Source organism: Geodermatophilus sp. SYSU D01036, assembly GCF_054050435.1.
Genome location: NZ_JBJGZJ010000026.1, coordinates 30,923 through 56,089, shown reverse-complemented (window position 1 = coordinate 56,089; position 25,167 = coordinate 30,923). Strand labels below are relative to the sequence as shown.

The 25,167-nt window shown below is 76.1% G+C and carries 20 protein-coding genes; 10 read left to right on the top strand and 10 right to left on the bottom strand.

Going from position 1 to position 25,167, the window contains the following annotated elements; all coding sequences use genetic code 11:
* Positions 1 to 718: Clp protease N-terminal domain-containing protein (locus tag ACI8AR_RS20100; protein WP_457052571.1), on the bottom strand; the 718-nt coding region annotated here is incomplete at its 3' end.
* A 210-nt stretch (positions 719 to 928) separates the two neighbouring features.
* Here ACI8AR_RS20100 and ACI8AR_RS20095 point away from each other — a divergent pair.
* Positions 929 to 1,873 (top strand): COX15/CtaA family protein, encoded by a 945-nt coding sequence (locus tag ACI8AR_RS20095; RefSeq protein ID WP_456935002.1) that lies wholly within the window; start codon positions 929 to 931, stop codon positions 1,871 to 1,873.
* Between the two features lie 48 nt (positions 1,874 to 1,921).
* On the opposite strand, the gene ACI8AR_RS20090 is transcribed toward ACI8AR_RS20095, so the two are convergent.
* Together ACI8AR_RS20090 and ACI8AR_RS20085 are read right to left on the bottom strand one after the other, a co-directional pair.
* The gene (locus ACI8AR_RS20090; RefSeq protein WP_457052570.1) at positions 1,922 to 2,920 is read right to left on the bottom strand and encodes a hypothetical protein; all 999 of its coding nucleotides are present in this window, start codon (positions 2,918 to 2,920) and stop codon (positions 1,922 to 1,924) included.
* A 460-nt stretch (positions 2,921 to 3,380) separates the two neighbouring features.
* The gene (locus ACI8AR_RS20085; protein WP_457052569.1) at positions 3,381 to 4,295 is read right to left on the bottom strand and encodes a heme o synthase; all 915 of its coding nucleotides are present in this window, start codon (positions 4,293 to 4,295) and stop codon (positions 3,381 to 3,383) included.
* 328 nt (positions 4,296 to 4,623) lie between these two features.
* Between ACI8AR_RS20085 and tkt the strand changes: the two genes are divergently transcribed.
* The 9 genes from tkt to ACI8AR_RS20040 are packed head-to-tail and all read left to right on the top strand — an operon-like array spanning position 4,624 to position 17,626.
* Complete coding sequence (gene tkt, locus ACI8AR_RS20080) at positions 4,624 to 6,849, top strand: transketolase (protein ID WP_457052568.1); 2,226 nt, start codon at positions 4,624 to 4,626, stop codon at positions 6,847 to 6,849.
* 30 nt (positions 6,850 to 6,879) lie between these two features.
* Entirely contained in the window at positions 6,880 to 7,977 is a 1,098-nt protein-coding gene (gene tal, locus ACI8AR_RS20075) for a transaldolase (protein WP_457052567.1), read from the top strand.
* Positions 7,974 to 9,584, top strand: a complete 1,611-nt coding sequence (locus tag ACI8AR_RS20070) for a glucose-6-phosphate isomerase (RefSeq protein WP_457052566.1) — start codon at positions 7,974 to 7,976, stop codon at positions 9,582 to 9,584. Before tal ends, ACI8AR_RS20070 begins: the two co-directional genes overlap by 4 nt.
* A gap of 23 nt (positions 9,585 to 9,607) precedes the next feature.
* Positions 9,608 to 11,125: a glucose-6-phosphate dehydrogenase gene (zwf, locus tag ACI8AR_RS20065; protein WP_457052565.1), complete on the top strand. Its 1,518-nt coding sequence runs from the start codon at positions 9,608 to 9,610 to the stop codon at positions 11,123 to 11,125.
* A gap of 25 nt (positions 11,126 to 11,150) precedes the next feature.
* Entirely contained in the window at positions 11,151 to 12,296 is a 1,146-nt protein-coding gene (locus tag ACI8AR_RS20060; RefSeq protein ID WP_457052564.1) for a glucose-6-phosphate dehydrogenase assembly protein OpcA, read from the top strand.
* A complete protein-coding gene (gene pgl, locus ACI8AR_RS20055) occupies positions 12,293 to 13,213 on the top strand; it encodes a 6-phosphogluconolactonase (RefSeq protein WP_457052563.1) in 921 nt (306 codons plus the stop codon). Before ACI8AR_RS20060 ends, pgl begins: the two co-directional genes overlap by 4 nt.
* Positions 13,214 to 13,222: 9 nt before the next feature.
* A complete protein-coding gene (locus ACI8AR_RS20050) occupies positions 13,223 to 16,315 on the top strand; it encodes a BTAD domain-containing putative transcriptional regulator (protein WP_457052562.1) in 3,093 nt (1,030 codons plus the stop codon).
* Complete coding sequence (locus tag ACI8AR_RS20045; protein WP_457052561.1) at positions 16,312 to 17,163, top strand: PIG-L deacetylase family protein; 852 nt, start codon at positions 16,312 to 16,314, stop codon at positions 17,161 to 17,163. The genes ACI8AR_RS20050 and ACI8AR_RS20045 overlap by 4 nt, the downstream gene beginning before the upstream one ends.
* A gap of 40 nt (positions 17,164 to 17,203) precedes the next feature.
* Positions 17,204 to 17,626 carry an HIT family protein gene (locus ACI8AR_RS20040; RefSeq protein ID WP_457052560.1) on the top strand — a complete coding sequence of 141 codons (423 nt, stop codon included), beginning with the start codon at positions 17,204 to 17,206 and terminating at the stop codon, positions 17,624 to 17,626.
* On the opposite strand, the gene ACI8AR_RS20035 is transcribed toward ACI8AR_RS20040, so the two are convergent.
* The 7 genes from ACI8AR_RS20035 to ACI8AR_RS20005 all read right to left on the bottom strand — a co-directional run bounded on the left by ACI8AR_RS20035 (position 17,623) and on the right by ACI8AR_RS20005 (position 25,060).
* Positions 17,623 to 17,964: an RNA polymerase-binding protein RbpA gene (locus ACI8AR_RS20035; protein WP_387993047.1), complete on the bottom strand. Its 342-nt coding sequence runs from the start codon at positions 17,962 to 17,964 to the stop codon at positions 17,623 to 17,625. The genes ACI8AR_RS20040 and ACI8AR_RS20035 overlap by 4 nt on opposite strands.
* Before the next feature lie 183 nt (positions 17,965 to 18,147).
* Positions 18,148 to 18,381 carry a preprotein translocase subunit SecG gene (secG, locus tag ACI8AR_RS20030; RefSeq protein ID WP_387992967.1) on the bottom strand — a complete coding sequence of 78 codons (234 nt, stop codon included), beginning with the start codon at positions 18,379 to 18,381 and terminating at the stop codon, positions 18,148 to 18,150.
* Positions 18,382 to 18,416: 35 nt separating this feature from the next.
* A complete protein-coding gene (locus ACI8AR_RS20025; protein WP_457052559.1) occupies positions 18,417 to 20,225 on the bottom strand; it encodes an ABC transporter substrate-binding protein in 1,809 nt (602 codons plus the stop codon).
* A gap of 25 nt (positions 20,226 to 20,250) precedes the next feature.
* Complete coding sequence (tpiA, locus tag ACI8AR_RS20020; RefSeq protein WP_457052558.1) at positions 20,251 to 21,060, bottom strand: triose-phosphate isomerase; 810 nt, start codon at positions 21,058 to 21,060, stop codon at positions 20,251 to 20,253.
* 12 nt (positions 21,061 to 21,072) lie between these two features.
* Positions 21,073 to 22,266 carry a phosphoglycerate kinase gene (locus tag ACI8AR_RS20015; RefSeq protein ID WP_457052557.1) on the bottom strand — a complete coding sequence of 398 codons (1,194 nt, stop codon included), beginning with the start codon at positions 22,264 to 22,266 and terminating at the stop codon, positions 21,073 to 21,075.
* Positions 22,266 to 23,273 carry a type I glyceraldehyde-3-phosphate dehydrogenase gene (gene gap, locus ACI8AR_RS20010; protein ID WP_457052556.1) on the bottom strand — a complete coding sequence of 336 codons (1,008 nt, stop codon included), beginning with the start codon at positions 23,271 to 23,273 and terminating at the stop codon, positions 22,266 to 22,268. The genes ACI8AR_RS20015 and gap overlap by 1 nt, the downstream gene beginning before the upstream one ends.
* Positions 23,274 to 23,386: 113 nt before the next feature.
* Positions 23,387 to 25,060 (bottom strand): diguanylate cyclase, encoded by a 1,674-nt coding sequence (locus ACI8AR_RS20005; RefSeq protein ID WP_457052555.1) that lies wholly within the window; start codon positions 25,058 to 25,060, stop codon positions 23,387 to 23,389.
* Positions 25,061 to 25,167: the final 107 nt, after the last annotated feature.

The following is a 25,167-nucleotide window of genomic DNA, read 5'->3' as shown; positions in this document are numbered from 1 at the left end:
CGACGCCGGCCTCCCCGATGAGCACCGGGTTGTTCTTCCGCCGCCGGGAGAGGACCTCGACGGTCTGCTCGATCTCGGCCTCCCGGCCGATCACCGGGTCGATCTCCCCGTTGCGGGCCAACTCGGTGAGGTCGCGGCCGAACTCGTCCAGCGTCGGGGTGCTCGAGGCCGGCTGCCCGGGGCGGCCGCCGCCGGGGGTGCCGCCGCCGGTGGCCGCCTGCTGCAGCGCCTCGGGGGTGACCCCGTGCTCGTGCAGCACCCGCCCGCCCGGCGAGTCCGGGTCGACGGCGAGGGCGAACAGCAGGTGCTCGGGACCGATGTAGGTGGAGCCCAGGGCGCGGGAGACCTGGTGGGCGTCGAGGAGGACCCGCTTGGCCGCGGGGGTCAGGGCCGCCCGCTCGGCCTGCGGCGTCCCCTGCGGCATCCGCGCCTCCAGCTCGGCGCGCAGCCGGTCGGGGTCGGTGCCCGTGCGGGACAGGAAGGCGCGGGCGGTCTCGTCGCCGGTCATCGCCCACAGCAGGTGCTCGGTGTCGAGGTCGGCGCTGCCGGTGGCCAGGGCCTGCGCGGCCGCGGCGTTGACCAGCTCGCGGGCCTGCTGGCTGAGGAACTGCATCGGGCTCACCCGCTGCCGCGGCGTGCGCTGCTCGCCGCCCAGGTAGCGGGCGAAGAAGTCGTCGAACGGGCTCCCGTAGGGGCCCGGGAAGAAGGGGCTGGTCATACCTCACGTCCAAGGGGAAGTCGGGGCGTCGGCGCGGCTCGCTCGGAGGGCTCCCGGGTGGGGCTCCCGTACCCGGGAGGGCGCACCGACACCAGGTCGGCGCGTCGGCCGCCTGCGCCTCCTACAGCGCGGCGAGGTGCCCCGTCCTTCCCCGTCCGTGATCGCCCTGGGCGAACCGGGGGTGGTGGCCGGCGCGACTAGCATCGGGCCGTGCCGGTCCTGCCCACCGCCTTCTCCCCCGCCGTCATCACGCGCCTGGCGCTGGCCAACGTGGTCGCCAACGGCGCCATCGTGGTCACCGGCGGCGTGGTCCGGCTGACCGGCTCGGGCCTGGGCTGCCCCACCTGGCCGCGGTGCACCGCCGACAGCTTCGTGACGACGCCGGAGATGGCCGGGCACGGCCTCATCGAGTTCGGCAACCGGCTGCTGACCTTCGTGCTCACCGCGGTGGCCATCGCGGTGCTGGTGGCGGTGTGGCGCTCCCCGCGCCGGGACCTGCGGCCGCTGGCGGTGCTGACGTTCCTCGGCATCCCGGTGCAGGCGGCGATCGGCGGCGTCACCGTGCTCACCGGCCTCAACCCGTGGACCGTCGCCGTCCACTTCCTGGTCTCCACGCTGCTGGTCGCCGTGTCGACCGTGCTGTGGCTGCGGTCCCGCGAGCCGGGGGTCGGCCGGCCGGTGGTCCGCCGTCCGCTCGCGCTGCTGGCCGGCGGGATCGCCGCGGTCACCGCGGTGGTGCTCGCGCTGGGCACGGTCGTCACCGGCAGCGGCCCGCACAGCGGCGACCTCGACGACGCCGGCGTCCCCACCGGCGACCGCATGGGCTTCGACCCCGAGACGGTGAGCCAGCTGCACGCCGACGCGGTGTTCCTCCTCGTGGGCCTGACGATCGCGCTGCTCGTGGCGCTGTACGCCACCGACGCCCCCGGCCGCGTCCGCCGGGCCGCGCGCGACGTGCTCGTCGTCCAGCTGCTGCAGGGCGTCGTCGGGTTCGTCCAGTACTTCACGCACCTGCCGGTGGTGCTGGTGCTGCTGCACATGCTCGGCGCGGTGCTGGTGACCGCCTACACCGCGCGGCTGGTGTGGTCGGTCCGCGGCCCGGCGACCGGGCAGCCCCTCGACGCGCCCGCCGTCCCCGCCACCGCCGCCCGCTGACGGCCGCCGCGGGCCGGCGACCCCGGGGTCACCGGCTGCGCGTACGTCTCAGTGACGGCTTCCGCCTGCCGAGAGGCCATGGACGCGCACGACGCCACCGGCCACGACCACGTAGGCGGTGTTCCGGACGACCTCCAGCGACGTCGGCCGGTCGAGGTGGTCCACGACGACGTCGAAGCCACCGTCGCGGTCCACGCGGAGCAGGAGGCCGGTGCCCGGATCCGCCGGGGCACCGGCCGGCTGTCCTGGCGTGAAGTGGCCTTGGGCGAGGGCGAACAACCTGTGCCCGTGCCCCGGCTCCACGTCGACGAGGAGCGGGCCACCGCTGGCGACCACGTCACCGGGCGGGGTGGGCGACGGCAACGCGAACGCGACGATCCGGCCGGTCTCGGGCAGGTGCGGCACGGGTCCGGCCTCGGCGAGGTAGAGCGTGTGCCCCACGATCGCCAGGCCCGTCGGGACGTCGTTGGGCAGCTGGACGAGCTGGCCGATGGCCCCACCGACAGTCACGTACAGCACCCGGTCGTGGTGTCCGTCGGTGACGACGAACCCGTCGCCGAGGGGTTCGAAGGCGTACTGCAGCCCTGACGCCACCGTGAAAGTGGTGTCCGGCGGGTGGGCGGTGGACCAGGCGCCGACGTCGGCGACCACGGTGCAGGTGCGCGGACCGTCGATCCGGTAGACCCCGCTGACGGCCGTCCCGCGGACGGCCTGGTCGACCAGGGTCACCAGGGCGTACGCCGTCCTGCCGATGAACGCGACGTCCATCGCCCCGCCGTTGGGCAGGATCCGCCGCGGCAGGCAGTCAGCGAACGTCGTGGTCGCGCCTGAGCGCAGGTCGATGCGGGTGATCCGTCCGGCCGCGCCTTCCGTCACGTACAGCGCCCCGTCCGGGCCGACCGTGCTGCCGGTGGCACCTTCGAGGCCGGACACCAGCACCTCCGCCTCTCCCGGATGGCCCGCGGGAGGTACGGCCGTCGCGGCCGTGGGTGCCGCGAGGACCAGCGCGGCGGAGAACAAGAGCGTCGCCCATCGCCGTGTGCTCATCAGGAGCCTCCTCCCCCATCGGGCCGGGGACGCGGGACCGCGTGGTGCGCTCCTCGCTGCGCGGGCCTCGACCCGTGCGGACGTGCCCGGCCGGTCTACTCGCGCCACCCGGGACGGGCAAGGGTTCCGGAACGGATCCGTGCGGACTGTGTGTGGCAAGTGCTGGGGACAGCCGGGTGGACACGGTCGGTGACGTCGTCCGTCACCCAGGATCTGGGTGAGGACGGGGCCACCGGCGAGCAACACCGGCACGCGGTGAGCCGCCCCGTCGTGACACCGTCCGCCTGCGCGGCGCGGGACCTCGCCGGCCCACCGCCCTCCGGCTGCGCCCGTCGTCGACCTGCGGCTGCCTCGGCCGCGCTGAGACAGCAGCAGGTCGACACCCGGCGCGCGGGGCGCGCCCCCAACGCCGCGAGCCCGGACCCCAGGCGGGTCCGGGCTCGCGGCGGAGCGGGGCGGGTCAGACGAGGACGTCGACGGCGATGGCGATCGACAGCAGCGTCATGTGCGTGATCGACACCGAGAACAGCTTCATCGGCCGGTCGGGCACGCCGGTGCGGATGCGGTCCAGCCACTGGTGGGTCTCGGCGACGTACCAGGCGCCGAGCAGCCCCCCGCCGATGGCGAAGGCCCAGTTCAGCACCGGGGTGATCGACCCCATGAGCAGGGTGGCGCCCAGCGTCGCCCACGCCCACGCGGCCGACTGCCGGCCGACGCTCTCCGGGCCCGCGACGACGGTGAGCATGGGGACGTTCGCGCGGGCGTAGTCGTCGCGGTAGCGGCTGGCCAGCGCCCAGAAGTGGGGCATCTGCCAGCAGAAGACGACGGCGAAGAAGGCGAGCGCCGGCCAGTCGAGCGAGCCGGTCACCGCCGCCCACCCGATGAGCACCGGCGCCGCCCCCGGGAACGCCCCGAAGACCGTGTTGTGCCGGGTCCGGCGCTTGAGCACCATCGTGTAGACGACGGAGTAGGCCAGGATCGCGACCGCGGCCAGCGCGGTGGCCAGCGGCGTGGTCTCGAACCACAGGATCGCCAGCGACGCCGCGGCGAGGGCCCCACCGAAGACCAGGGCCGCCCGCGGGGACACCACCCCGGAGGGGATCGGCCGGTTGCGCGTGCGGGACATCAGCCGGTCGATGTCGCGGTCGTACCAGCAGTTGACCACGTTGGCCGCGCCGGCGGCGAACATCCCGCCGACCATCGTGGCGGCCACCAGCCGCCAGGACGGCCACCCGTCGGCCGCCATCATCATGGCCGGCAGCGTCGTCACGAGCAGCAGCTCGACGAGCTTCGGCTTGGTCAGCGCGACGTAGGCCCCGACCACGCCCGACAGCCGGCGGGCCGGGACGGCGGGCCGCTGGGTGAGCGCCGTCACCGGGCGACCTCTGCCGCGCGCACGCACGGACGGCAGGGAGCCACCGGGCACGAAGACAGCACGATGGTCCCTTCGAACCGGGGATGGAACGGGCCCACTGTAGCCCTCGGCCACCCCGCCCACCGGTGCGGATGACTAGGGTTGATCACGTTGACGCCGCGGGAACTGCGGGTAGGGCCGTCGCCGACGACGGTGGGTCACGGGTCGAGGGAGACCAGGGACACGGCCGATCCGCTGCCCCGCACCCGACGTCGTCCGCCCGGGAGCACCGGACCACCGCTCCCCGGACGGCCCCACGCACGGCCGACCTCGAGGAGTTCCGCCCGACATGACCCAGGCTGACGACACGAAGAGCACGGAGTCCGAGGCCCCCGCCGAGGCCGCGACCGACTCCCCCACCGGATCGCCGCGGCAGCCGCACCCCACGCTGCCCGAGGACTTCGGCGACCTCGACCGCCGCGCCATCGACACCGCCCGCGTGCTGGCGATGGACGCCGTCCAGAAGGTCGGCAACGGCCACCCCGGCACCGCGATGAGCATGGCGCCCACGGCCTACCTGCTGTTCCACAAGTGGCTGCGGCACGACCCCACGGACCCGAACTGGGTGGCCCGTGACCGCTTCGTCCTGTCGATGGGCCACTCGAGCCTGACGCTGTACGTCCAGCTCTACCTGTCCGGCTACGGGCTGGAGCTCGAGGACCTGCAGGCGCTGCGCACCTGGGGCTCGAAGACCCCGGGCCACCCCGAGGTCAACCACACCCCCGGCGTGGAGACGACGACCGGCCCGCTCGGGCAGGGCGTCGGCAACGCCGTCGGCATGGCGATGGCCGCCCGCCGCGAGCGCGGCCTGCTCGACCCCGACGCCCCCGAGGGCGAGAGCCTGTTCGACCACACCGTCTGGTGCTTCGCCTCCGACGGCGATCTGGAGGAGGGCGTCAGCGGCGAGGCGTCGTCACTGGCCGGCACCCAGCAGCTGGGCAACCTGGTCCTCGTCTACGACGACAACCGGATCTCCATCGAGGACGACACGAACGTCGCCTTCACCGAGGACGTCGGCAAGCGCTACGAGGCCTACGGCTGGCACGTGCAGCACGTCGACGACGGCGAGGACCTGGCCGCCGTGGACGCCGCCTTCGCCGCCGCCAAGGCCGAGACGCGCCGCCCGTCGATCGTCGTGCTGCGGACGATCATCGCCTGGCCCGCGCCGAACAAGCAGAACACCGGCGCCGCGCACGGCTCGGCGCTGGGCGACGACGAGGTCCGCGCCACCAAGGAGCTCCTGGGCTTCGACCCGGGGAAGACCTTCGAGGTCGACGACGAGGTGCTCGCGCACGCCCGCTCGGTGGTCGACGCCGGCGAGAAGGCCCACGCCCAGTGGCAGGAGCGGTTCGACGCCTGGGCGCGGGAGAACCCCGAGCGCGCCGCCCTGCTGGAGCGGATGCGCGAGCGCCGGCTGCCCGAGGGCTTCGCCGACGGCCTGCCGACCTTCGACGCCGACCCCAAGGGCGTGGCCACCCGCAAGGCGTCGGGCAAGGTCCTCGCCGCCCTCTACCCGGCGCTGCCCGAGCTGTGGGGCGGGTCGGCCGACCTCGCGGAGAGCAACAACACCGCCGTCGAGGGCGAACCGTCCTTCCTGCCGGCCGACCGCCAGACGAAGATGTGGAGCGGTGGCCCCTACGGCCGCACGCTGCACTTCGGCGTCCGCGAGCACGGCATGGGCGCGGTCATGAACGGCATCGCGCTGCACGGCGGCACCCGCGTCTACGGCGGCACGTTCCTCACGTTCTCCGACTACATGCGCGGGGCGGTCCGGCTGGCCGCGCTGATGCAGCTGCCGGTGACCTACGTGTGGACGCACGACTCGATCGGCCTGGGCGAGGACGGCCCCACCCACCAGCCGATCGAGCACTTCGCCGCGCTGCGGGCCATCCCCGGCCTCGACGTCGTCCGCCCGGCCGACGCCAACGAGGTCACCGTCGCCTGGCGCACGATCCTCGAGCACAACGACCGCCCGGCCGGCCTGCTGCTGTCCCGGCAGAACCTGCCGGTGTTCGACCGGTCGGAGTTCGGCTCCGCGGAGGGCGTCGCGCGCGGCGCCTACGTGCTGGCCGACGCCTCCGACGGGCAGCCCGAGGTGATCCTGCTGGGCACCGGCTCGGAGGTGCAGATCGCCGTCGCCGCCCGCGAGCGGCTGGAGGCCGACGGCGTCCCGACCCGCGTGGTGTCGGTGCCCTGCGTCGAGTGGTTCGCCGACCAGGACCAGGCCTACAAGGACGAGGTGCTGCCGCCCTCGGTCCGCGCGCGGGTCAGCGTCGAGGCCGGCGTGCCCATGGGCTGGCGCGAGTTCGTCGGCGACGCGGGCCGGATCGTGGGGCTCACCCACTACGGCGCGAGCGCCGCCTACTCGGTGCTCTACGAGGAGTTCGGGCTGACCGACGAGGCCGTCGTCGTCGCCGCCCGCGAGTCGATCGAGGCGGCCGCCGCGGGGAACGCCGTCCCGGCCGGCCCGGTTGCAGCCACCGGGGGCCTCCCCCACCCCACCGGCGACCGCTGAGCCGTCGGACCCACCGGAAGGGACCTGACCATGGCACAGAACGAGAAGCTCGCGGAGCTGTCGCAGGCGGGCGTCGCCGTCTGGCTCGACGACCTGTCGCGGGACCGCATCCGCAGCGGCAACCTGCAGTCGCTGGTCGACGAGTACTCCGTCGTCGGCGTCACCACCAACCCGACGATCTTCGCCGCGGCGATCAGCGGGTCGGACTCCTACGACGACCAGCTGCACGCCCTCGCGGTGCGGGAGGTGAGCGTCGAGGAGGCGCTGCGCACCATCACCGCCTCCGACGTGCGCGACGCCTGCGACCTGCTGGCCCCCGTGGCCGAGCGGCAGCCCGGCGACGGCCGGGTGTCGCTGGAGGTCGCGCCGGGCCTGGCGCACGACACCGACGCCACGGCCGCCGAGGCCGCGCACCTGTGGTGGCTGGTGGACCGGCCGAACCTCTACATCAAGATCCCGGCCACCGTGGAGGGCCTGCCGGCGATCACGACCTCGATCGCCCGCGGCATCAGCGTCAACGTCACCCTGATCTTCAGCCTCGAGCGGTACCGCGCCGTCATGGACGCCTACCTGTCCGGGCTGGAGCAGCGAGCCGAGGCCGGGGGGTCGCTGGAGGGCATCGCCTCCGTCGCCTCGTTCTTCGTGTCCCGCGTGGACAGCGAGATCGACAAGCGGCTGGAGAAGGCCGGCGCCGACCAGCTGAAGGGCAAGGCCGCCCTGGCCAACGCGCAGCTGGCCTACCAGGCCTACGAGGAGGTGTTCTCCTCCGACCGCTGGAAGGCCCTGGAGGCCAAGGGCGCGAAGCCGCAGCGGCCGCTGTGGGCCTCGACCGGGGTGAAGAACCCGGAGTACCCCGACACCCTCTACGTCAGCGAGCTCATCGCCCCCGGCACCGTGAACACGATGCCGGAGAAGACGCTGCGGGCCTACGCCGACCACGGCGAGCCGGGCACCCCGGTGCAGAAGACCTACGACGACGCCGCGGCGACGATGCAGGCCATCGCCGACGCCGGCGTGGACCTCGACGACGTGTTCCGCGTCCTCGAGGAGGAGGGCGTGCAGAAGTTCATCGACTCCTGGGACGAGCTCACCGAGTCCGTGCGCGGCCAGCTCGAGGACAAGGCATGACCCTGGAGTTCCGCTGCTCCGGCCTCGACGTCCCGGAGGTCGTCCGCACCCAGCTCGCCGACGACGACGTCGCCGCGCGGCTGGTGGCCAAGGACGCCACCCTCTGGGGCCCCGAGGCCGAGAGCGAGGCCTCGATCCGGCTCGGCTGGCTGGACCTGCCCGCGTCCTCGCGCGAGCTGGTGTCCCGGCTGGCCGAGCTGCGGGCCGAGCTCGCCGGCGAGGGGATCGACCGCGTCGTCCTGTGCGGCATGGGCGGCTCCTCGCTGGCGCCGGAGGTCATCTGCCGCACCGCGGGCGCGCCGCTGGTGGTCCTCGACACCACCGACCCCGGCCAGGTCCTCGCGGCGATGACCGACCTCGACCGCACCGTGGTCGTGGTCAGCTCCAAGTCCGGCGGCACGATCGAGACCGACAGCCACCGGCGGGCCTTCGTCGCCGCGTTCGCCGAGGCCGGGCTGGACGAGAAGGAGGTCGGCCGGCGGTTCGTCGTCGTCACCGACCCCGGCTCGCCGCTGGCCGACACCGCCGCCGCCATGGGCGCCCGCGCGGTGTTCCTCGCCGACCCGAACGTCGGCGGCCGCTACAGCGCCCTGTCGGCGTTCGGGCTGGTGCCCGCGGCGCTGGCCGGGGTCGACGTCGGCGCGCTCCTGGACGAGGCCACCGACCTCGCCGAGCACCTGGCCGAGCCGGGCAACCCGGCGCTGGAGCTCGGCGTCGCCATGGGCGCGGGCTTCCGCACCGGCCGGGACAAGATCGCCCTCGCCGAGGGCACCGGCGGCAGCGGCCCGCGCATCGAGGGCTTCGGCGACTGGGCCGAGCAGCTCATCGCCGAGTCCACCGGCAAGGAGGGCCGCGGGCTGCTGCCCGTCGTCCTGGAGTCGGCGGACGCGCCGGGCGCCCAGGCGCCGGACGCGCTGCTCGCCGTCGTCGACGGCGACCCGGTCGACGGCCGGCCCTCGGTCGGCGTCACCGGCCCGCTGGGCGCGCAGTTCCTCGGCTGGGAGTACGCGACCGCGGTGGCCGGGCGGGTGCTGGGGATCAACCCCTTCGACCAGCCCAACGTCACCGAGTCCAAGCAGAACACCTCGCGGATCCTCGAGTCCGGCCTGCCCGAGGAGCGGCCGGTCGCCACGATCGGCGCGGTGGAGGTGTACGCCTCCGGCGGCGTGCTCGACGGCGTCGACCTCGCGCAGTCCGACGGGCTGCGGCTGGCGCTGGACGCGCTGCTGGGTGCCGTCCCGCCGCGCGGCTACCTCGCCGTCATGGCCTACCTCGACCGCGAGGCCGACGCCCGGGCCGGGGAGCTGCGCGCCGCGCTGGCCCGCCGCACGGAGCACGCGGTGACCTTCGGGTGGGGTCCGCGCTTCCTGCACTCGACCGGCCAGTACCACAAGGGCGGTCCGCAGGTCGGCGCGTTCCTGCAGCTCACCGGCGCGGTGACGCAGGACCTCCCGGTGCCCGACCGGCCGTACTCCTTCGGCACGCTGCAGGCCGCCCAGGCCGCCGGCGACCGGCAGGCGCTGGCCGACCGGCAGCGGCCGCTGCTGCACCTGCACCTGACCGACCGGGCCGCCGGCATCGGCCAGGTCCTCGCTGCCCTCGACTGACCCCGCACCCTCGAGGAGGGCACGTGATCCCCAACCCGCTGCGCGACCCGCGGGACCGGCGGCTGCCGCGGGTCCCCGAGCCCTGCGCCCTGGTCGTCTTCGGCATCACCGGCGACCTGGCCCGCAAGAAGCTGCTGCCGGCCGTGTACGACCTGGCCAACCGCGGGCTGCTGCCGACCAACTTCGCGCTGCTGGGCTTCGCCCGGCGGGACTGGGGTGACCAGGACTTCGCCGAGCTGGCCCGGGACGCGGCCCGCAACGCGGCCCGCACGCCGTGGCGGGAGGAGGTGTGGGAGCGGCTGGCCAACAGCGTCCGGTTCGTCCAGGGCTCCTTCGACGACGACAACGCCTTCGACGAGCTCGCCCACGCCCTCGCCGACCTGGAGAGCAGCCACGGCATCGGCGGCAACGCCGCGTTCTACCTGTCGATCCCGCCGGCGATGTTCCCGGTCGTGCTCAAGCAGATGCAGCGCACCGGCATGGCCGAGAGCACGCCGGACCGGTGGCGGCGGGTCGTCGTCGAGAAGCCCTTCGGCACCGACCTGGCCTCCAGCCGGGAGCTCAACGAGCTGGTCGACTCGGTGTTCAGCGCCGAGGACGTCTTCCGCATCGACCACTACCTGGGCAAGGAGACCGTCCAGAACCTCATGGCACTGCGGTTCGCCAACGAGCTGTTCGAGCCGGTCTGGAACGGCCACCACGTGGACTCGGTGCAGATCACCATGGCCGAGGACGTCGGCATCGGCGGCCGGGCGGGGTTCTACGAGAAGACCGGCGCGGCCCGCGACGTGCTGCAGAACCACCTGCTGCAGCTGCTCGCGCTCACCGCGATGGAGGAGCCGGTCGAGTTCTCGGCCGACGAGATCCGCACCGAGAAGCTCAAGGTGCTGCGCGCCATCTCGCTGCCCGAGGACCTGCACACCTTCGCCGTCCGCGGCCAGTACGAGCAGGGCTGGCTGGCCGGCCAGCGGGCCAAGGGCTACCGGCAGGAGGACGGCGTCGACGCGCACTCGACGACCGAGACCTACGCCGCGGTCCGGCTCGGGGTGGAGACCCGCCGCTGGGCCGGCGTGCCGTTCTACCTGCGCACCGGCAAGCGGCTGCCGCGGCGGGTCACCGAGATCGCGCTGGTGTTCAACCGGGCGCCGCACCTGCCCTTCGCCGACACCGACACCGAGGAGCTGGGCAACAACCAGCTGGTGGTGCGCGTGCAGCCCGACGAGGGGGTCACCCTCAAGTTCGGGTCGAAGGTGCCCGGCAGCGTCATGGAGGTCCGGGACGTGTCCATGGACTTCCTCTACGGCGAGCAGTTCACCGAGGCCAGCCCCGAGGCCTACGAGCGGCTGCTGCTCGACGTGCTGCTCGGCGACGCCACGCTGTTCCCGCGCAACGCGGAGGTCGAGGCCTCCTGGGCGGTCATCGACCCGCTCGAGGAGTTCTGGGCCGGCAGCACGCCGCACGCCTACCGGGCCGGCGAGTGGGGGCCGCGCGCCGCCGACGAGATGCTGGCCGCCGAGGGCCGCCGGTGGCGGCGTCCGTGAGGCGCCCCCGCGGAGAGGAGACGCGATGACGACGCTCTGGGACACCACCGGCTCGGCCGTGGTCAAGGAGCTCGCCGCCCAGCGGCGGACCGGCGGCGCGGTGCTGTCGGGGGTGGCGCTGACCCTGGTGGTCGTCGCCGACGAGGGCCGGGTGGCCGAGGCCGAGGAGGCCGCGACGACGGCCGCCGAGCAGCACCCCTGCCGCATCCTCCTCGTCGTCCGCCGGCAGATCGAGGCCCCGGTGCCGCGGCTGGACGCCGAGGTGTCCATCGGCGGGCGGCTGGGCCCCGGCGAGGCGGTCGTCATGCGCATGTACGGGCGCCTGGCGCTGCACGCCGAGTCGGTCGTGCTGCCGCTGCTGGCCGCCGACGCGCCGGTGGTCACCTGGTGGCACACCGAGCCGCCGCGGCAGCTGAGCACCGACGCGCTGGCGGTCATCGCCGACCGGCGGATCACCGACAGCGCGTCGGCGTCGGACCAGCTGGCCTCGCTGCGCACCCGGGCGCACGACTACTCCCCCGGCGACACCGACCTGGCCTGGACCCGCGCCACCGGCTGGCGGGCGACGCTCACCTCCGCGCTGGACTCGGTGTCCGGCCGCCGCGGTGACGCGGTCAAGGTGCTCGGCGCCCGCGTCGAGGGCGACCCCGGGGCGGCCACCGCACAGCTGCTGCGCGGCTGGCTCGCGTCCCGCACCGGCAGCGCGGTCGAGGTCGTGCAGGCCACCCGGCACCCCGGGCCCAGCGGCATCGACTCGGTGCTGCTGTCCCTGGACCAGGACGAGGAGGTGCGGGTGCACGCCGACCGCCGCGGCGGCGCGGTGATCAGCCAGCCGTACCGGCCCGACGCCACGATGGCGTTGCCCGACCGCACGCTCGGCGACCTGCTCGGCGAGGAGCTGCGCCGGCTGGACCCCGACGAGCCCTACGCCGAGGCGCTGGAGGCCACCACCGGGGTGACCGGCCTGGCCGGCCGGGCACCGGTGCGCGCGCACGTGTGGGTGGACCCGGCCGAGCAGGCCGGCGCGCCGTTCGCGAAGGACGACGTCGGCGTGGACAGCCCGCACGGCGAGGCGCCGACGGTGCCGCCGGACTCCGAGGGCGCCGACGAGGTGGCCGAGCACGGCGAGCACGACACCCCGGACCCGACGGCGCCCGAGGCCGTCCGGTGACGCTGCCCCCCGGGGACCGGATCGCGCAGGCGCTCGCGGAGCGGATCGAGGGCCCCACCCCCGCGATCGTCGTCGAGCCCGACGCGGAGCTGCTGGCGCGGGCGGTGGCGTCCGCGCTGGTCGCGCGGCTGGCCGCCGCCCAGGCGGTGCACGGGACGGCGTCGGTGGTGCTCACCGGCGGCGGGATCGGGACGGCGGTGCTGCGGCACGCCGCGGAGCTGGCCGAGGAGCCGGCGCCCGGTCAGGCGGTCGACTGGACCGCGGTCGACGTCTGGTGGGGCGACGAGCGGTTCGTCCCCGCCGACGACGACGAGCGCAACGAGAAGGGCGCCCGCGCGGCGCTGCTGGACCGGGTCGGGGCGCCGCCGGAGCGGGTGCACGCGATCCCGGCGTCCGACGCCGGCTTCGACACCCCGGAGGAGGCCGCGGACTGGTACGCCGGGACGCTGGCCGACGCCGCCCGCGACGCCGGGACCGGGGGCCCGCTCCCCCGGCTCGACGTCCTGCTGCTCGGGATGGGCGCCGAGGGCCACGTGGCGTCGATCTTCCCGGACTCCCCGGCGGTCTCCGACGAGCGGACCGTGGTGCCGGTGCGGGACTGCCCGAAGCCGCCGCCGACGCGGGTCAGCCTCGGCTTCGCCGCGATCACCGCGGCCGAGGAGGTCTGGCTGCTGGTGTCCGGGGAGGGCAAGGCCGGGGCCGTGGCGCGCGCGCTGGGCGGCGCCGACCGCACCGAGGTTCCGGCCGCCGGGGCCCGCGGCCGCCGCGCGACCCGCTGGCTGCTCGACGCGGCCGCCGCGAGCCGCCTGCCGGGCGCCGACGACGCGGGCTCTGCCGACGCGGGCTCTGCCGACACGGGCGCCGAGGACGAGGGGACGGCGGGCCCGGAGGCGGGGCGCGCGGGCGCCGCCGGCTGAGGGGCCGGCGTGCTGCGGATCGGGGTCCTGGGCCCGCTGGAGGTCCGCCGGGACGACGTCCCCGTCCCGATCGGCGCCCGCCTGCAGCGCGCCGTGCTCTCGGTGCTCGTCCTGGAGGCCGGCCGGCTGGTCCCCGCCGACCGGCTCGTGGACCTGGTGTGGAGCGGCGACCCGCCGCCGCGGGCCATCGCGTCCCTGCACAGCTCCATCGCGCACCTGCGCCGCGCGCTCGAGCCCGGCCGGGCGCCGCGGTCCAGCGGCTCGGTGCTCCTCACCGCCCCGCCGGGCTACCGGCTGGCGCAGGAGGCGGTCGAGGTCGACGCCGCCCGCTTCGAGCGCCTCCTCGCCGAGGCGCGCGGGCTGCCGCCGTCCGGCGCCGGGCGGGCGGTCGCGCTGCTCGACGAGGCGCTGGCGCTCTGGCGCGGACCGGCGCTGGCGGAGTTCGCCGACGAGCCCTTCGCCCGCGCCGCGGCCGACCGCTGGGAGACGCTCCGGCAGGAGGCGGTCGAGCTGCGGGCCGGCGCCCTGCTCGCGCTCGGCGACCCCGGCCGCGCCGTCGCCGAGCTGCAGGCCCACGTCGCCGCCCACCCGCTGCGCGAGCAGGCGCGCGAGTCCCTCGCGCGGGCGCTGTACCGCTCGGGCCGGTCCGCCGAGGCGCTGGCCGTGCTCGCCGAGGGCCGGCGGCTGCTGCGCGACGAGCTCGGCCTCGACCCCGGGCCCGGGCTGCGCCGGCTGGAGGCGCAGATCCTCGACCACGACCCGGGGCTGCAGCCCGCTCCCCCGCCCGCACCGGCACCGGCACCCGGGGCAGCGGCGGCGCCGCTGCGCGGCCGGGAGGGCGAGTGCGCGCTGCTCACCCGGGTGCTCGCCGACGCCGCGGCCGGCGCGGGGTCGGTGGTCCTGCTCACCGGCGACGCCGGGATGGGCAAGACCGCGCTGCTGCGGTGGCTCGTCGGCGCCGCGTCCTCGGCCGGGGGCGCCGGCCACACCGGCACCTGCCGCGACGGGCTCGCCGCGCCCCCGTACTGGCCCGTGCTCGCCGTCCTGCGCTCGGCCCTGCCCGGCCTCGGGCCCGCCGCGCAGGCGGAGCTCGCGCGGGTGCTCGGCCCGCTGCGGGACGTGCTCCCGGGCCTGGGCGGCACCGCCTCCGCCGACGGCGGCGTCGACCCGGCCATGGTGCTCGTCCACCTCACCGACGCCCTCCGCGCCCTGCTGACCGCCGGGGACCGTCCGGCCGTCCTCGCCCTCGACGACCTGCACGCCGCCGACCCGGCCACGCTGCGGCTGGTCGCCGGCCTGGCCGAGGAGGTGCCGGGCACGCCGGTCGTGCTCGCGCTGGCCCTGCGCAGCGGCGAGGCCGGCCCGCGGGCCCTGCTCGACACCCTGGCTGCCCTCGGCCGGTCCCCGCGCCTGACGCGGCTGGACCTCGAGCCGCTGGCCGACGGCGCGGTCACCGACCTCGTCCGCGACGTCGCCGGGTCCGCGCTCGGCGACGCGGAGGTGCGGGACGTCGTCACCCGCGCCGACGGCAACCCGTTCTTCGCCCTCGAGCTGGCCCGGGCGTCGGCGGCCGCGGACGCCGCCGTCCCGTCCGGGCGCGGCCGGCCCGTCGGCGGGGTGCCCGCGGCGGTGCACGACGTCCTCCGCCAGCGGGTGCTGCGCCGGCCGGCGCCGGTGCCGGAGCTGCTGGCAGCGGCGGCGGTCGCGGGCGGCCCGGCGTCGGCCGAGGACCTCGCCGCGGTCACCGGCGTCCCCGTCGACGACGCGCTGGAGGCGCTCGAGACCGCCGTCGACGCCCGGCTCGCCGTCGACGCCGGCGGGGGCACCTTCGCCGTGGCGCACGCGCTGCTCGGCGAGGTGCTGCGCGGCGGGCTGTCCAGCGCCCGCACCGCGCGGCTGCACCGCGCGCTCGGCGAGCGGCTGGCCGCCCGCGCCGGCGACGACCCGGAGCAGGCGTCGCGGATCGCCGCGCACCTGCTCGCCGCCCGGGCCCTGGACGGCGGGGCCGCGGCGGTCCCCTGGCTGGAGCGGGCCACCGACCACGCGGTGCGGGTGTCGGCCCTCGACCAGCTGCGCGAGCTCGGCGGTCACCTGCTGGGCGCCGCGGCCGCCCTCCCCGCCGGCCCCGACCGGCGCCGGCGCGAGCTGCGCGCGCTCAGCCGCACCGCCTACGCCGACGCCTGGTCGGCCGGGTACGACAGCCCGAGCATCCGCGAGTACGGGCGGCTGGTGGCCGCCTGGGAGGTGCCCGACCCGGCCTCCCCCGACGACGTCGAGCTGCTGTGGGTGGCCACGCTGTTCCAGTGCCAGGTGGGCCGGCTCGACGACGCCGACACCACCGTGGCCCGCATGGCGGAGCTGGCCGCCGCGCTCGGCGACCCGACCGCCGCGTACCTGACCGAGGACATCACCGCCGTCGTGCGCTGGATGCAGGACCGCCCCGCGGACGGGCTGGCCGCGGCCGGCCGCGCGGAGGCGCTGGTGGCCGGCGGCGGGGTGGACCTGCGGCGGTCGCTGGCCTTCTCCCCGCCCACCCGCATCGCCGTCGTCCGCGCGCTGTGCCAGTGGCTGCTGGACCGGCGGGAGGAGTCCCTCGCCTCCTCCGACGCCGCGCTCGCGGCCGCGGAGCGGGCCGGGCTCGGGGCGGCCGGGTTCGCCCGCCGCTGGGCGCTGGTCCTCGCGCTGCTGGACGGCGACGCCGCACGGGTGCGCCGGCTGGTGGCGCTGCCCCTGCACGAGCCGGCGTGGGAGCGCTACCGCTACCCGTCGGCGGTGGTCCGCTTCGCGGAGGGCTGGCTGCACGCCCGCGACGACCCGCGGGCGGGCCTCGCGGAGATGCGCGCGGCGCACGCCGTGCTGGCCGACCAGGGGCTGGCCGCCGGCCGCTCGGTGTTCCTCGGGCTGCTGGCCGAGACCGCCCTGGCCGCCGGGGAGCCGGCCGCGGCGGTCGCGATGTGCGACGCCGGCCTCGCCGTCGCCGAGCGCGGCGAGCGGTTCCGCGTGCGCCAGCTCACCCGGCTGCGGGCCGCCGCCCTGGACGGCGCCGGCACCAGAGGACCGCAAGAGCCCGTCCAGACGCGGCCGTCAGTGTCCGGTCCATGACCGCTGCGACCGTCCTCCCCGCCCCTCCCGTCCGCGACCCCGTCGTCGACGTGCGTCCCGGCGACCGCTGGCTGGTCGTCGTCGCGCACCCCGACGACGAGTCCTTCGGCTGCGGCTCCACCGTGGCCCGCGCCGCCGCCCTCGGCGCCCGGGTGACCGTCGCCTGCGCCACCCGCGGCGAGGCCGGCGAGCCCGGGCCGGGGCTGCCCGACGCGGCCGACCTCGGCGCCGTGCGCGAGGCGGAGCTGTACCGCGCCGCGGAGCAGCTCGGCGTCGCCCGCGTGGAGCTCCTCGGCTGGCGGGACTCCGGCTTCGACGGCCCGGCGCCGCGCGGCTCGCTGTGCGCGGCGCCCCTCGCCGACGTGGCCGGCGTCGTCGGCCGGCTGGTGGCCGACGTCCGGCCGCACGTGGTGCTGGTCCTCGACGGGAGCGACGGCCACCGCGACCACCTGCACGTCCGCGCGGCGGTGGCCGCGGCGCTGCGGGACGCGCCGGGTCCGCTGCTCGTCGAGCACTGCCTGCCCAACGCGCTGATGCGGCGCTGGCTCGAGGAGATGCGCACGCTGCGGCCGGACACCGCCTACCACGCGATCGACCCGGCGGTCCTCGGCCGGCCCGACGCGGAGGTCACCGACGTCCTGGACGTCACGGCCGTGCTCGACCGGCGGGAGGCGGCCATCGCCGAGCACCGCTCGCAGGCCTCGCCGTTCGACGGGCTCAGCGCCGGCCTGCGGCGGGCCTTCCTCGGCGCGGACCACCTGGCCCGGGTGGCCTACCGGCCCGTGCGGCGGGACCGCTGGTGGGACCACCGCAGCGCCGCGTGGGTGCCCTGCCCGGGCTGGCGGTGACCGCCTGGCGCGACGGGGGCCGCGGCGCGATGCTGCGGCCGTGACCCCCGAACCGTGCCTGCTGTGCGACGTCGAGGAGGCCGACGCGTTCTTCTCCCGCACGCGGGTGTGGGAGGACGACCTGTGGCGGCTGTCGGTCGTGCTCCGCGGGGCGCTGCCGGGGTTCTGCCACCTGGAGACCCGGCGGCACGTCCCGTCGGTGACCGACCTCGACGGCGACGAGGCGACGACGTTCGGTCCCGTGCTGGCGCGCAGCACGCGCGCGGTGCGGGACGCGACGGGCGCGGACCGGGTGTACGCCTACGTCTTCGGCGACCGCGTCCCGCACTTCCACGTCAACCTGGCGCCGCACCGCGAGGGCGGGCCGCTGGTCGGCGGCCGCGGGCTGCTGGCGCCCGGCACGCCGGACGCCTCAGCGGAGGCCCACGAGGCCGCCGCCGGGGCGATCAGACGGGGGCTCTAGGCGCCGCGGCGGGCCCGGAGCTTGGCGAGGGCCTCCTCGAGGAGGGCGTCGCCGTCGGCGTCGCTGCGCCGCTCGCGCACGTAGGCGAGGTGCGTCTTGTACGGCTCGGTCCGCGGCGCCGGCGGGGGCGCCTGCGGGTCCTGGCCGGCGGGGAGACCGCAGCGCGGGCAGTCCCAGGTCTCGGGGACCTCCGCGTCGGTGGCGAAGGCCACCCGCGTCTCGTGTCCCGAGCTGCACCAGTAGCCGACGCGGTGCCGCGGGGCCGCCTCTCCGCGCTCGGCCTCACCCATCGGACCCGCGCCGACCCGGGTCCCCCGGATCGCGTTGCCACCAGCCACGAGCGCCCCCTCGTTCCGACCTGCCTGCTGGATCGTCACGGCGCGTCACCACGCCGCGCGGGCAGTCTAGGGCCTGGAGGTGTCTCCTCGGTCACGATTTCGCCCCCAGCACGGTGACGTGCTGGAACGGCCACCCTCCAGGGACCCGCGCCGAGCGGGCGAGGCGTGGGGGAAGGGGGGTCCTCAGACCTTGAGCAGGATGCCCAGCGCCACGATGCACACCGTCCAGATCAGGCCGGTGAACACGGTGAGCCGGTTGAGGTTCTTCTCGACGACCGAGGAGCCGGACAGCTGGGAGGAGACCGCGCCGCCGAACATCGAGGACAGGCCACCGCCCTTGCCCCGGTGCAGCAGGATCAGCACCACGAGCAGCACGCTGGTGAGGACCAGCAGCACGTTGAGGACGAGCTCGACCATGGCCCCAGCGTAACCGGTGCCCGCAGGCACCCCGGTCAGCGCACGCCCGCGGTGGCCAGGTCGTGCCCCGCGTAGGGCTCCATGACCAGCCCGTTGCGCAGCCGCTGCCCGGCCAGGAGCTGCACCCGCGTCTCCACCAGCGGCACGTAGGCGCCGGTCCCGCCGGCCGCCGCCGCGACCTCCCGCCAGGCGCCACGCGCGGCCTCCGGGTCGGCGGCGGCGCGGGCGGCGTCGACCAGCCCGGAGATCGCCGGGTCGGTGAGCCGGGCGTAGTTCGTGTTGCCGACCAGGCTCACCGCGCGGCCGTCGACCAGCGGCACGAGGAACGAGCCCGGCGTCGGGAAGTCGGCGGTCCAGGTGGCCAGGACGATGCCGAAGCCGTTGCGCGCCACGTTGTCCGGGCTGCCCACGTCGGTGGCGTAGAAGCTGGTCGCCGGCAGCGGGCGCAGCTCCGCCTCGATCCCGACCTCGGCGAGCTGCGCGACGACCTGCTCGGCCACCGCGACGCTGGCCTGGGCGTCGGGCACGGCGAGCACCGTGCGGAACCCGTCGGGCTGCCCGCAGGCGGCCAGCGCCTCCCGGGCGGCGTCGGGGTCCGGGCCCGCGTCGGGGTCCTCCGGCCCGCCGCCCAGGGACCGCGGCCACAGCTGCGAGGTGCGGACGGCGTTGTCCGCGCCGCCGACGACCTCCTGGACGGCGCCGCGGTCGATCGCGGCGGCCACCGCGGCCCGGCAGTTCGGGTCGTTCATCGGCGCGACGTCGGTGGGCAGCGCGAGCAGCCGCACCGCGCCGGTGGTCAGGTCGTCGACCCGGTCGGTCAGCAGCACCTCGCCCCCGGCGCCCTCGGCCAGCCGGGCGGCGGTGGCCGCGTGCAGGCCGGCGCCGGAGACGTCGACGTCGGCCGAGCCCGCGAGCAGCTCCTGGTCGCGCTCCAGGGTGGACAGCCCGGTGCGGACGACGACGCGGTCGGGCAGCGCCGTCCGGACCTCGTCGGTGGCCGGGTCCCACTGCGGGTTGCGGTCGAGGACGATGCCGGTCGCGGCGTCGACGGTGGTGACCGCGTAGGGGCCGGAGGAGACCGGGTCGCTGCCGTAGCCGGCGCCGGTGTCGTTCTCGATCGGCACCGGGCTGCTGGAGGGCAGCGCCAGCACGTAGGGGAAGTCGGGCTGGGCCGAGCGCAGCCGGAAGGTGATCGTGGCGTCGTCGGGCGTCTCGATCGCGGCCAGCCCCAGCTTGCCCGGGGTCTCGTCCTGGTACGGCCCGGCGTAGGGGTTCTCGGGGTCGTCGAGCAGGTCCACGACGTAGGTGGGCCCGCCGACGACGACGTCGGAGGCGAAGGACCGCTCGATGCCGTACTTGACGTCGCGGGAGGTGATCGCCCGGCCGTTCTCGAACCGGGTGCCCTGCTTGAGGGTGAACGTCCAGCTCAGGCCGCCGTCGGGGGTGGTGCCGAGGTCGGTGGCGAGGTCGGGGACCAGCTCGCCGGTGCGGCCGGGCTCGCTGGCGTAGGTGACCAGCGTGCGGGTGTAGAGCCGCATGAGGTTCCACACGCCGGGCTGGTAGGAGCGCTGCGGGTCGAGGCTGTCGACCTCGCTGGTGACCACGCGCAGCGTGCCGCCGGTCGCGTCCGAGGGCGCGCGGACGCCGTCGACGCCGGCGTCGGGCCCGTCGCCGAGCACCGGGACGCCGCTGTCGCCGTCCCTGCCGCCGCTGCAGCTGACGGCCACCGCGACGACGAGCAGGACGACGAGGGCGAGCCCGAGGACGCGCCCGGGCGTGCCGCGCAGCCACTCGGGCAGGCGGCGGCCCCGGGAGCGGGCGGGTCCCTGCAGCGTGCTGTCCACCCACCCGCTCCCGTGCGGCCGCGGGCTAGCTGCCGCCTGCGGCGATCCGACAGATCTGCGCGAACTCGTCGGCGTCCAGGCTCGCGCCCCCGACCAGTGCACCGTCGACGTCCGGCCCGGCCAGGATCCCGGCCGTGTTCGCGGCCTTCACCGACCCGCCGTAGAGGATACGGACCGCCGCGGCCGTCTCCGGGCCGAAACGCCCGTCGAGGCGGGACCGGAGTGCGCCGCACACCTCCTGGGCGTCCTCGGGGGTGGCCACCTCGCCGGTGCCGATCGCCCACACCGGCTCGTAGGCCAGCACGACCGCGCGCACCTGGTCGGCGAAGAGCCCCTCGAGCGCGGCGTCGAGCTGGTCGGTGCAGTGCGGGACGTGCTGCCCGGCGCGGCGGACGTCGAGGCCCTCGCCCACGCACAGGATCGGCGTGAGGCCGTGCCGCAGCGCGGCCTGCACCTTGGCGGCCACCGTGGCGTCGTCCTCGCCGTGCAGCGCGCGCCGCTCGGAGTGGCCGACGACCACGAAGCCGCAGGCCAGCGCGGCGAGCATCGCGCCGCTGACCTCGCCGGTGTAGGCGCCGGAGTCGTGCGCCGACAGGTCCTGCGCGCCGTAGCCGACCGGCAGTTTGTCGCCGGTGACCAGCGTCTGCACGCTGCGCAGCGCGGTGAACGGCGGGAGCACGACGACCTCGGCGTCGTCGAGCTCGCGCTCCTCGAGGCTGAAGACCAGCTTCTGCACCAGGCCGATGGCCTCCAGGTGCGTCATGTGCATCTTCCAGTTGCCCGCGATCAGCGGGCGGCGGCCCTCGCGCGGGGCGCGCGGCTGCGTGCGTGCCATCCCCGGCCCCTCTCAGTCCGCGAGCACCGCGAGGCCCGGCAGCTCCCGGCCCTCGAGGTACTCCAGCGACGCGCCGCCGCCGGTGCTGACGTGCCCGTAGGCGGCCTCGTCGAGGCCGAGCTGGCGGACCGCGGCCGCGGAGTCGCCGCCGCCGACCACCGACAGCCCGTCGACGGCGGCCACCGCCTCGGCCACGCCGCGGGTGCCGGCCTGGAAGGGCGCCAGCTCGAACACGCCCATCGGGCCGTTCCAGAACACCGTGCGGGCGCCGGCCAGCTCGCGGCCGAACGCCTCGACGGTGCGCGGGCCGACGTCGAGGCCCATCTGCCCGTCCGGGATCTGCTCGGCCGCGACGACGGCGGTGTCCACGTCGGCGCTGAACTCCGGCGCGACGACGACGTCGAGCGGCAGCACGATCCGCTCCCCCGCCTCGGCCAGCAGCCGGCGGCAGGTGTCGACCTGGTCGGCCTCGAGCAGGGACTTCCCGACGCCGTGGCCCTGCGCGGCGAGGAAGGTGAAGCACATCCCGCCGCCGACGAGCAGCCGGTCCACCTTGGGCAGCAGCGCCTCGATGACGGCGAGCTTGTCGCTGACCTTCGAGCCGCCGAGCACCACGACGTAGGGCCGGTCGGGGTCGGTGGTCAGCCGCTGCAGCACGTCGAGCTCGGTGGCCACCAGCCGGCCGGCCACGTGCGGCAGCCGCTGCGCGACGTCGTACACCGACGCGTGCTTGCGGTGCACGGCGCCGAACGCGTCGTCGACGTAGACGTCGGCCAGCGCGGCGAGCCGGTCGGCCAGCCCGCCACGCTCGGCGTCGTCCTTGCTGGTCTCGGCGGCCTCGAAGCGGACGTTTTCCAGCAGCAGGACGTCGCCGTCGCCGAGCGCGTCGGCCCTGGCGCGCGCGTCGTCGCCGGCGACGTCGGCGGCCAGCGGGACCTCGGCGCCGAGCAGCTCACCGAGCCGCGCGGCGACCGGGGCCAGCGAGTACTGCGGGTCGGGCGCGCCCTTGGGCCGGCCCAGGTGCGCCGCGACGACGACGCGGGCGCCGGCGTCGCGCAGCGCCGCGATCGTCGGCAGGCTCGCCCGGATCCGGCCGTCGTCGGTGATGGCCCGGGTCTGCTTGTCGAGGGGGACGTTCAGGTCGGCGCGCAGCAGCACGCGCCGGCCCGACACCCCCTCGGCGAGCAGGTCGTCGAGGGACCGCATCAGAGCGAGTTGCCGACGAGCTCGACGGAGTCGACCAGCCGGTTGGAGTAGCCCCACTCGTTGTCGTACCAGCCGAGGACCTTGGCCATCGGGCCGAAGACCTTGGTCAGCTTGGCGTCGTAGATGCACGAGGCCGGGTCGGTGACGATGTCGGAGGAGACGATCGGCGCCGACGTGTACTTGAGGATCCCGGCCAGCGGCCCGGACTCGGCGGCCTCGCGGTAGGCGGCGTCGATGTCGTCGGCCGAGGCCTCGCGGGTCAGCTGGACGGTGAGGTCGGTGGCCGAGCCGGTGGGCACCGGGACGCGGACGGCGTAGCCGTCGAGCTTGCCCTGCAGCTCCGGCAGCACCAGGCCGATCGCCTTGGCGGCGCCGGTCGAGGTGGGGACCATGTTGAGCGCGGCGGCGCGGGCGCGGCGCAGGTCCTTGTGCGGGCCGTCCTGCAGGTTCTGGTCGGCGGTGTAGGCGTGGATCGTCGTCATCAGGCCGCGCTCGATGCCGAAGGCGTCGTTGAGCACCTTGGCCAGCGGGGCCAGGCAGTTCGTGGTGCAGGACGCGTTGCTGATGATCGTCTGGGTGCCGTCGTACTTGTCGTGGTTGACGCCCATGACGATGGTCAGGTCGTCGCCGGTGGCCGGCGCCGAGATGACGACCTTCTTCGCGCCGCCCTTGTCCACGTGCTTGCGCGCGTCGTCGGCCTTGGTGAAGAAGCCGGTGGACTCGACGACGACGTCGACGCCGAGGTCGCCCCACGGCAGCGCGGCCGGGTCGCGCTCGGACAGGACCTGCATGGTCTTGCCGGCGATGTCGATGCCGCCGTCGGAGGCGGCGACGTCCTCGCCCAGCACCCCCAGGATGCTGTCGTACTTGAGCAGGTGGGCCAGGACCTCGGGGCTGGTCAGGTCGTTGACCGCCACGATCTCGATGTCCTTGCCGCTGGCCGCGGCGGCGCGCCAGAAGTTGCGCCCGATCCGGCCGAACCCGTTGATGCCCACGCGTACGGTCACGACTGACCTCCATGTGTCCCCGGCGACGCCCGTCGCCCCGGTCGGCCGCACGGCGCGCGGCCTCGATCGGCGACGACCCTATCGGCACCGGGGCGGGGCCCGTCCGGGTGAGGTCAGGCCCCGGCCACGAGCTCCGGGAGGTCACCGGGCGGGGCCGGCACGGGCAGCACCGGGCCGGCGGCCGGCTCGGCGGCGACCACGCGGTCGCGGCCGGTCGCCTTGGCGGTGTACAGGGCGCGGTCGGCGGCCTCGAGCAGCGCGACCGCCGAGGTGCCGTCGGCCGGGCACACGGCGACGCCGACGCTCACGGTGACGCCGACGTCCTCGCCGTCGAGCAGGTGGCGGGTGGCGGCGACCTCGCGGCGGACCTGCTCGGCGCGGGCCACCGCCTGCTCCCGCCCGGCCCCGGGCAGGACCACGACGAACTCCTCGCCGCCCAGCCGCGCGGCGGTGTCGCCCTCGCGGACGGCGGCGGCGAGCGTCCCGGCGACGCCGAGGAGCACCCGGTCGCCGGAGGCGTGGCCGAAGCGGTCGTTGACGGCCTTGAAGTGGTCGACGTCGACGACGAGCAGCGACAGCTGCCCGGTGCGCGGCCGGCGGGCCAGGTCGGCCTCCAGGGCGCGGTCGAGGTGCCGGCGGTTGTGCAGGCCGGTGAGCGGGTCGCGGACGGCCTCCTCGGCGAGGACCGCGCGCAGCCGCTCGATGACCTCGACCTGCTCGGCCAGCTGCCGGTTGAGCCGTTCGACGGCGAGCTGCCGCCGCTGCTGCTCGCTCACGTCGCGGACGACGAGGATGCGGCCCAGCGCGCGGCCGCGGGGGTCGGCGACGGCGGAGTCGCGCACGTCGAGCCACACGCCGGGCCGGACCTCGGCGACGCGGTGGCCGTCGCGGCGCTCGGTGCTGAGCAGCACGCCGACCGCGCGGGGGCCGGCGACGTCGTGGAGGGGCCGGCCGACCAGGTCGCCGTCGAGCTCGGGGCGCAGCTCCCGCAGCATCCGGGTGGCGGCGGGGTTGCAGTCGATGAGGACCCCGTCGGGGTCGACGACCAGCACGGCGTCGGGGACGGTCTCCACGACCTGCTCGCGGGCGACCGGCACCAGCCGCAGCAGGCCGCCGCGGAAGATGGCCCAGCAGTCGAGCAGCCCGGTGAGCAGGAAGAACAGGGGGGTGACGTCGGTGCCGTGCCCGTCGAGCTGGGAGCCGACGGCGACCACGTTGCCGACCGTGGACAGGCACGCCGAGCCGAGCAGGATGCCGATCTGGCGGCGGAAGACGCCGGCGACGCGCAGCCAGCGGCGGGCGAGGACGGCGTAGGCCACACCGATCAGCGCGTAGGAGTAGGCGGTGTGGGCCAGGAACAGCGGCCCGAACGTCACCCGGGACTCGGCACCGGCGGTGCCGGTGACCATGTCGGTCATCACCAGGTCGCGGGTGGCCGGCAGCGCCCCGGTCAGGACCAGCAGGACGGGCTCGACCGCCAGCAGCGCCGCGGCGCGCGGCGAGAGCCGCCACGAGGGGTCGGCGACGGTGCGGGCCAGCACCCAGGTGCCCACGACCACCAGCCCGACGGCGGCCATGAGCAGCGGGACGTAGACGCGCTGCACCGGCTCGCTGCCGGCCAGGTAGACCACCCCGTCGGCGGCCGACCAGGTGGCGACGCCGGCCATCGTGACCGCGAGCGCGGTGGCCGCGGGGGTCCGCCGCCGCCGCTGCCACGCCAGGACGGCGGTGCCGACGGCGACCAGCGCGGCACAGCCGAAGACGACGGCCCAGCTCCCCGCGGTCATGCCGCCTCCGCTCCGCACCGGGGCGGGCCCGGACGGCCGCCTCTCCCCGCGCCATCGGCGGCACCGGGCGCGGGGTACAGCGGCCCGGCCGGGCACTCACCCCCGGG

Bases quoted from the DNA above. Each gene is read 5' to 3' on its own strand.
- ACI8AR_RS20090 (WP_457052570.1), bottom strand. From the start codon at position 2,920: ATGAGCACACGGCGATGGGCGACGCTCTTGTTCTCCGCCGCGCTGGTC.
- tkt (WP_457052568.1), top strand. From the start codon at position 4,624: ATGACCCAGGCTGACGACACGAAGAGCACGGAGTCCGAGGCCCCCGCC.
- tal (WP_457052567.1), top strand. From the start codon at position 6,880: ATGGCACAGAACGAGAAGCTCGCGGAGCTGTCGCAGGCGGGCGTCGCC.
- ACI8AR_RS20070 (WP_457052566.1), top strand. From the start codon at position 7,974: ATGACCCTGGAGTTCCGCTGCTCCGGCCTCGACGTCCCGGAGGTCGTC.
- ACI8AR_RS20060 (WP_457052564.1), top strand. From the start codon at position 11,151: ATGACGACGCTCTGGGACACCACCGGCTCGGCCGTGGTCAAGGAGCTC.
- ACI8AR_RS20045 (WP_457052561.1), top strand. From the start codon at position 16,312: ATGACCGCTGCGACCGTCCTCCCCGCCCCTCCCGTCCGCGACCCCGTC.
- secG (WP_387992967.1), bottom strand. From the start codon at position 18,381: ATGGTCGAGCTCGTCCTCAACGTGCTGCTGGTCCTCACCAGCGTGCTG.
- tpiA (WP_457052558.1), bottom strand. From the start codon at position 21,060: ATGGCACGCACGCAGCCGCGCGCCCCGCGCGAGGGCCGCCGCCCGCTG.
- ACI8AR_RS20015 (WP_457052557.1), bottom strand. From the start codon at position 22,266: ATGCGGTCCCTCGACGACCTGCTCGCCGAGGGGGTGTCGGGCCGGCGC.
- ACI8AR_RS20005 (WP_457052555.1), bottom strand. From the start codon at position 25,060: ATGACCGCGGGGAGCTGGGCCGTCGTCTTCGGCTGTGCCGCGCTGGTC.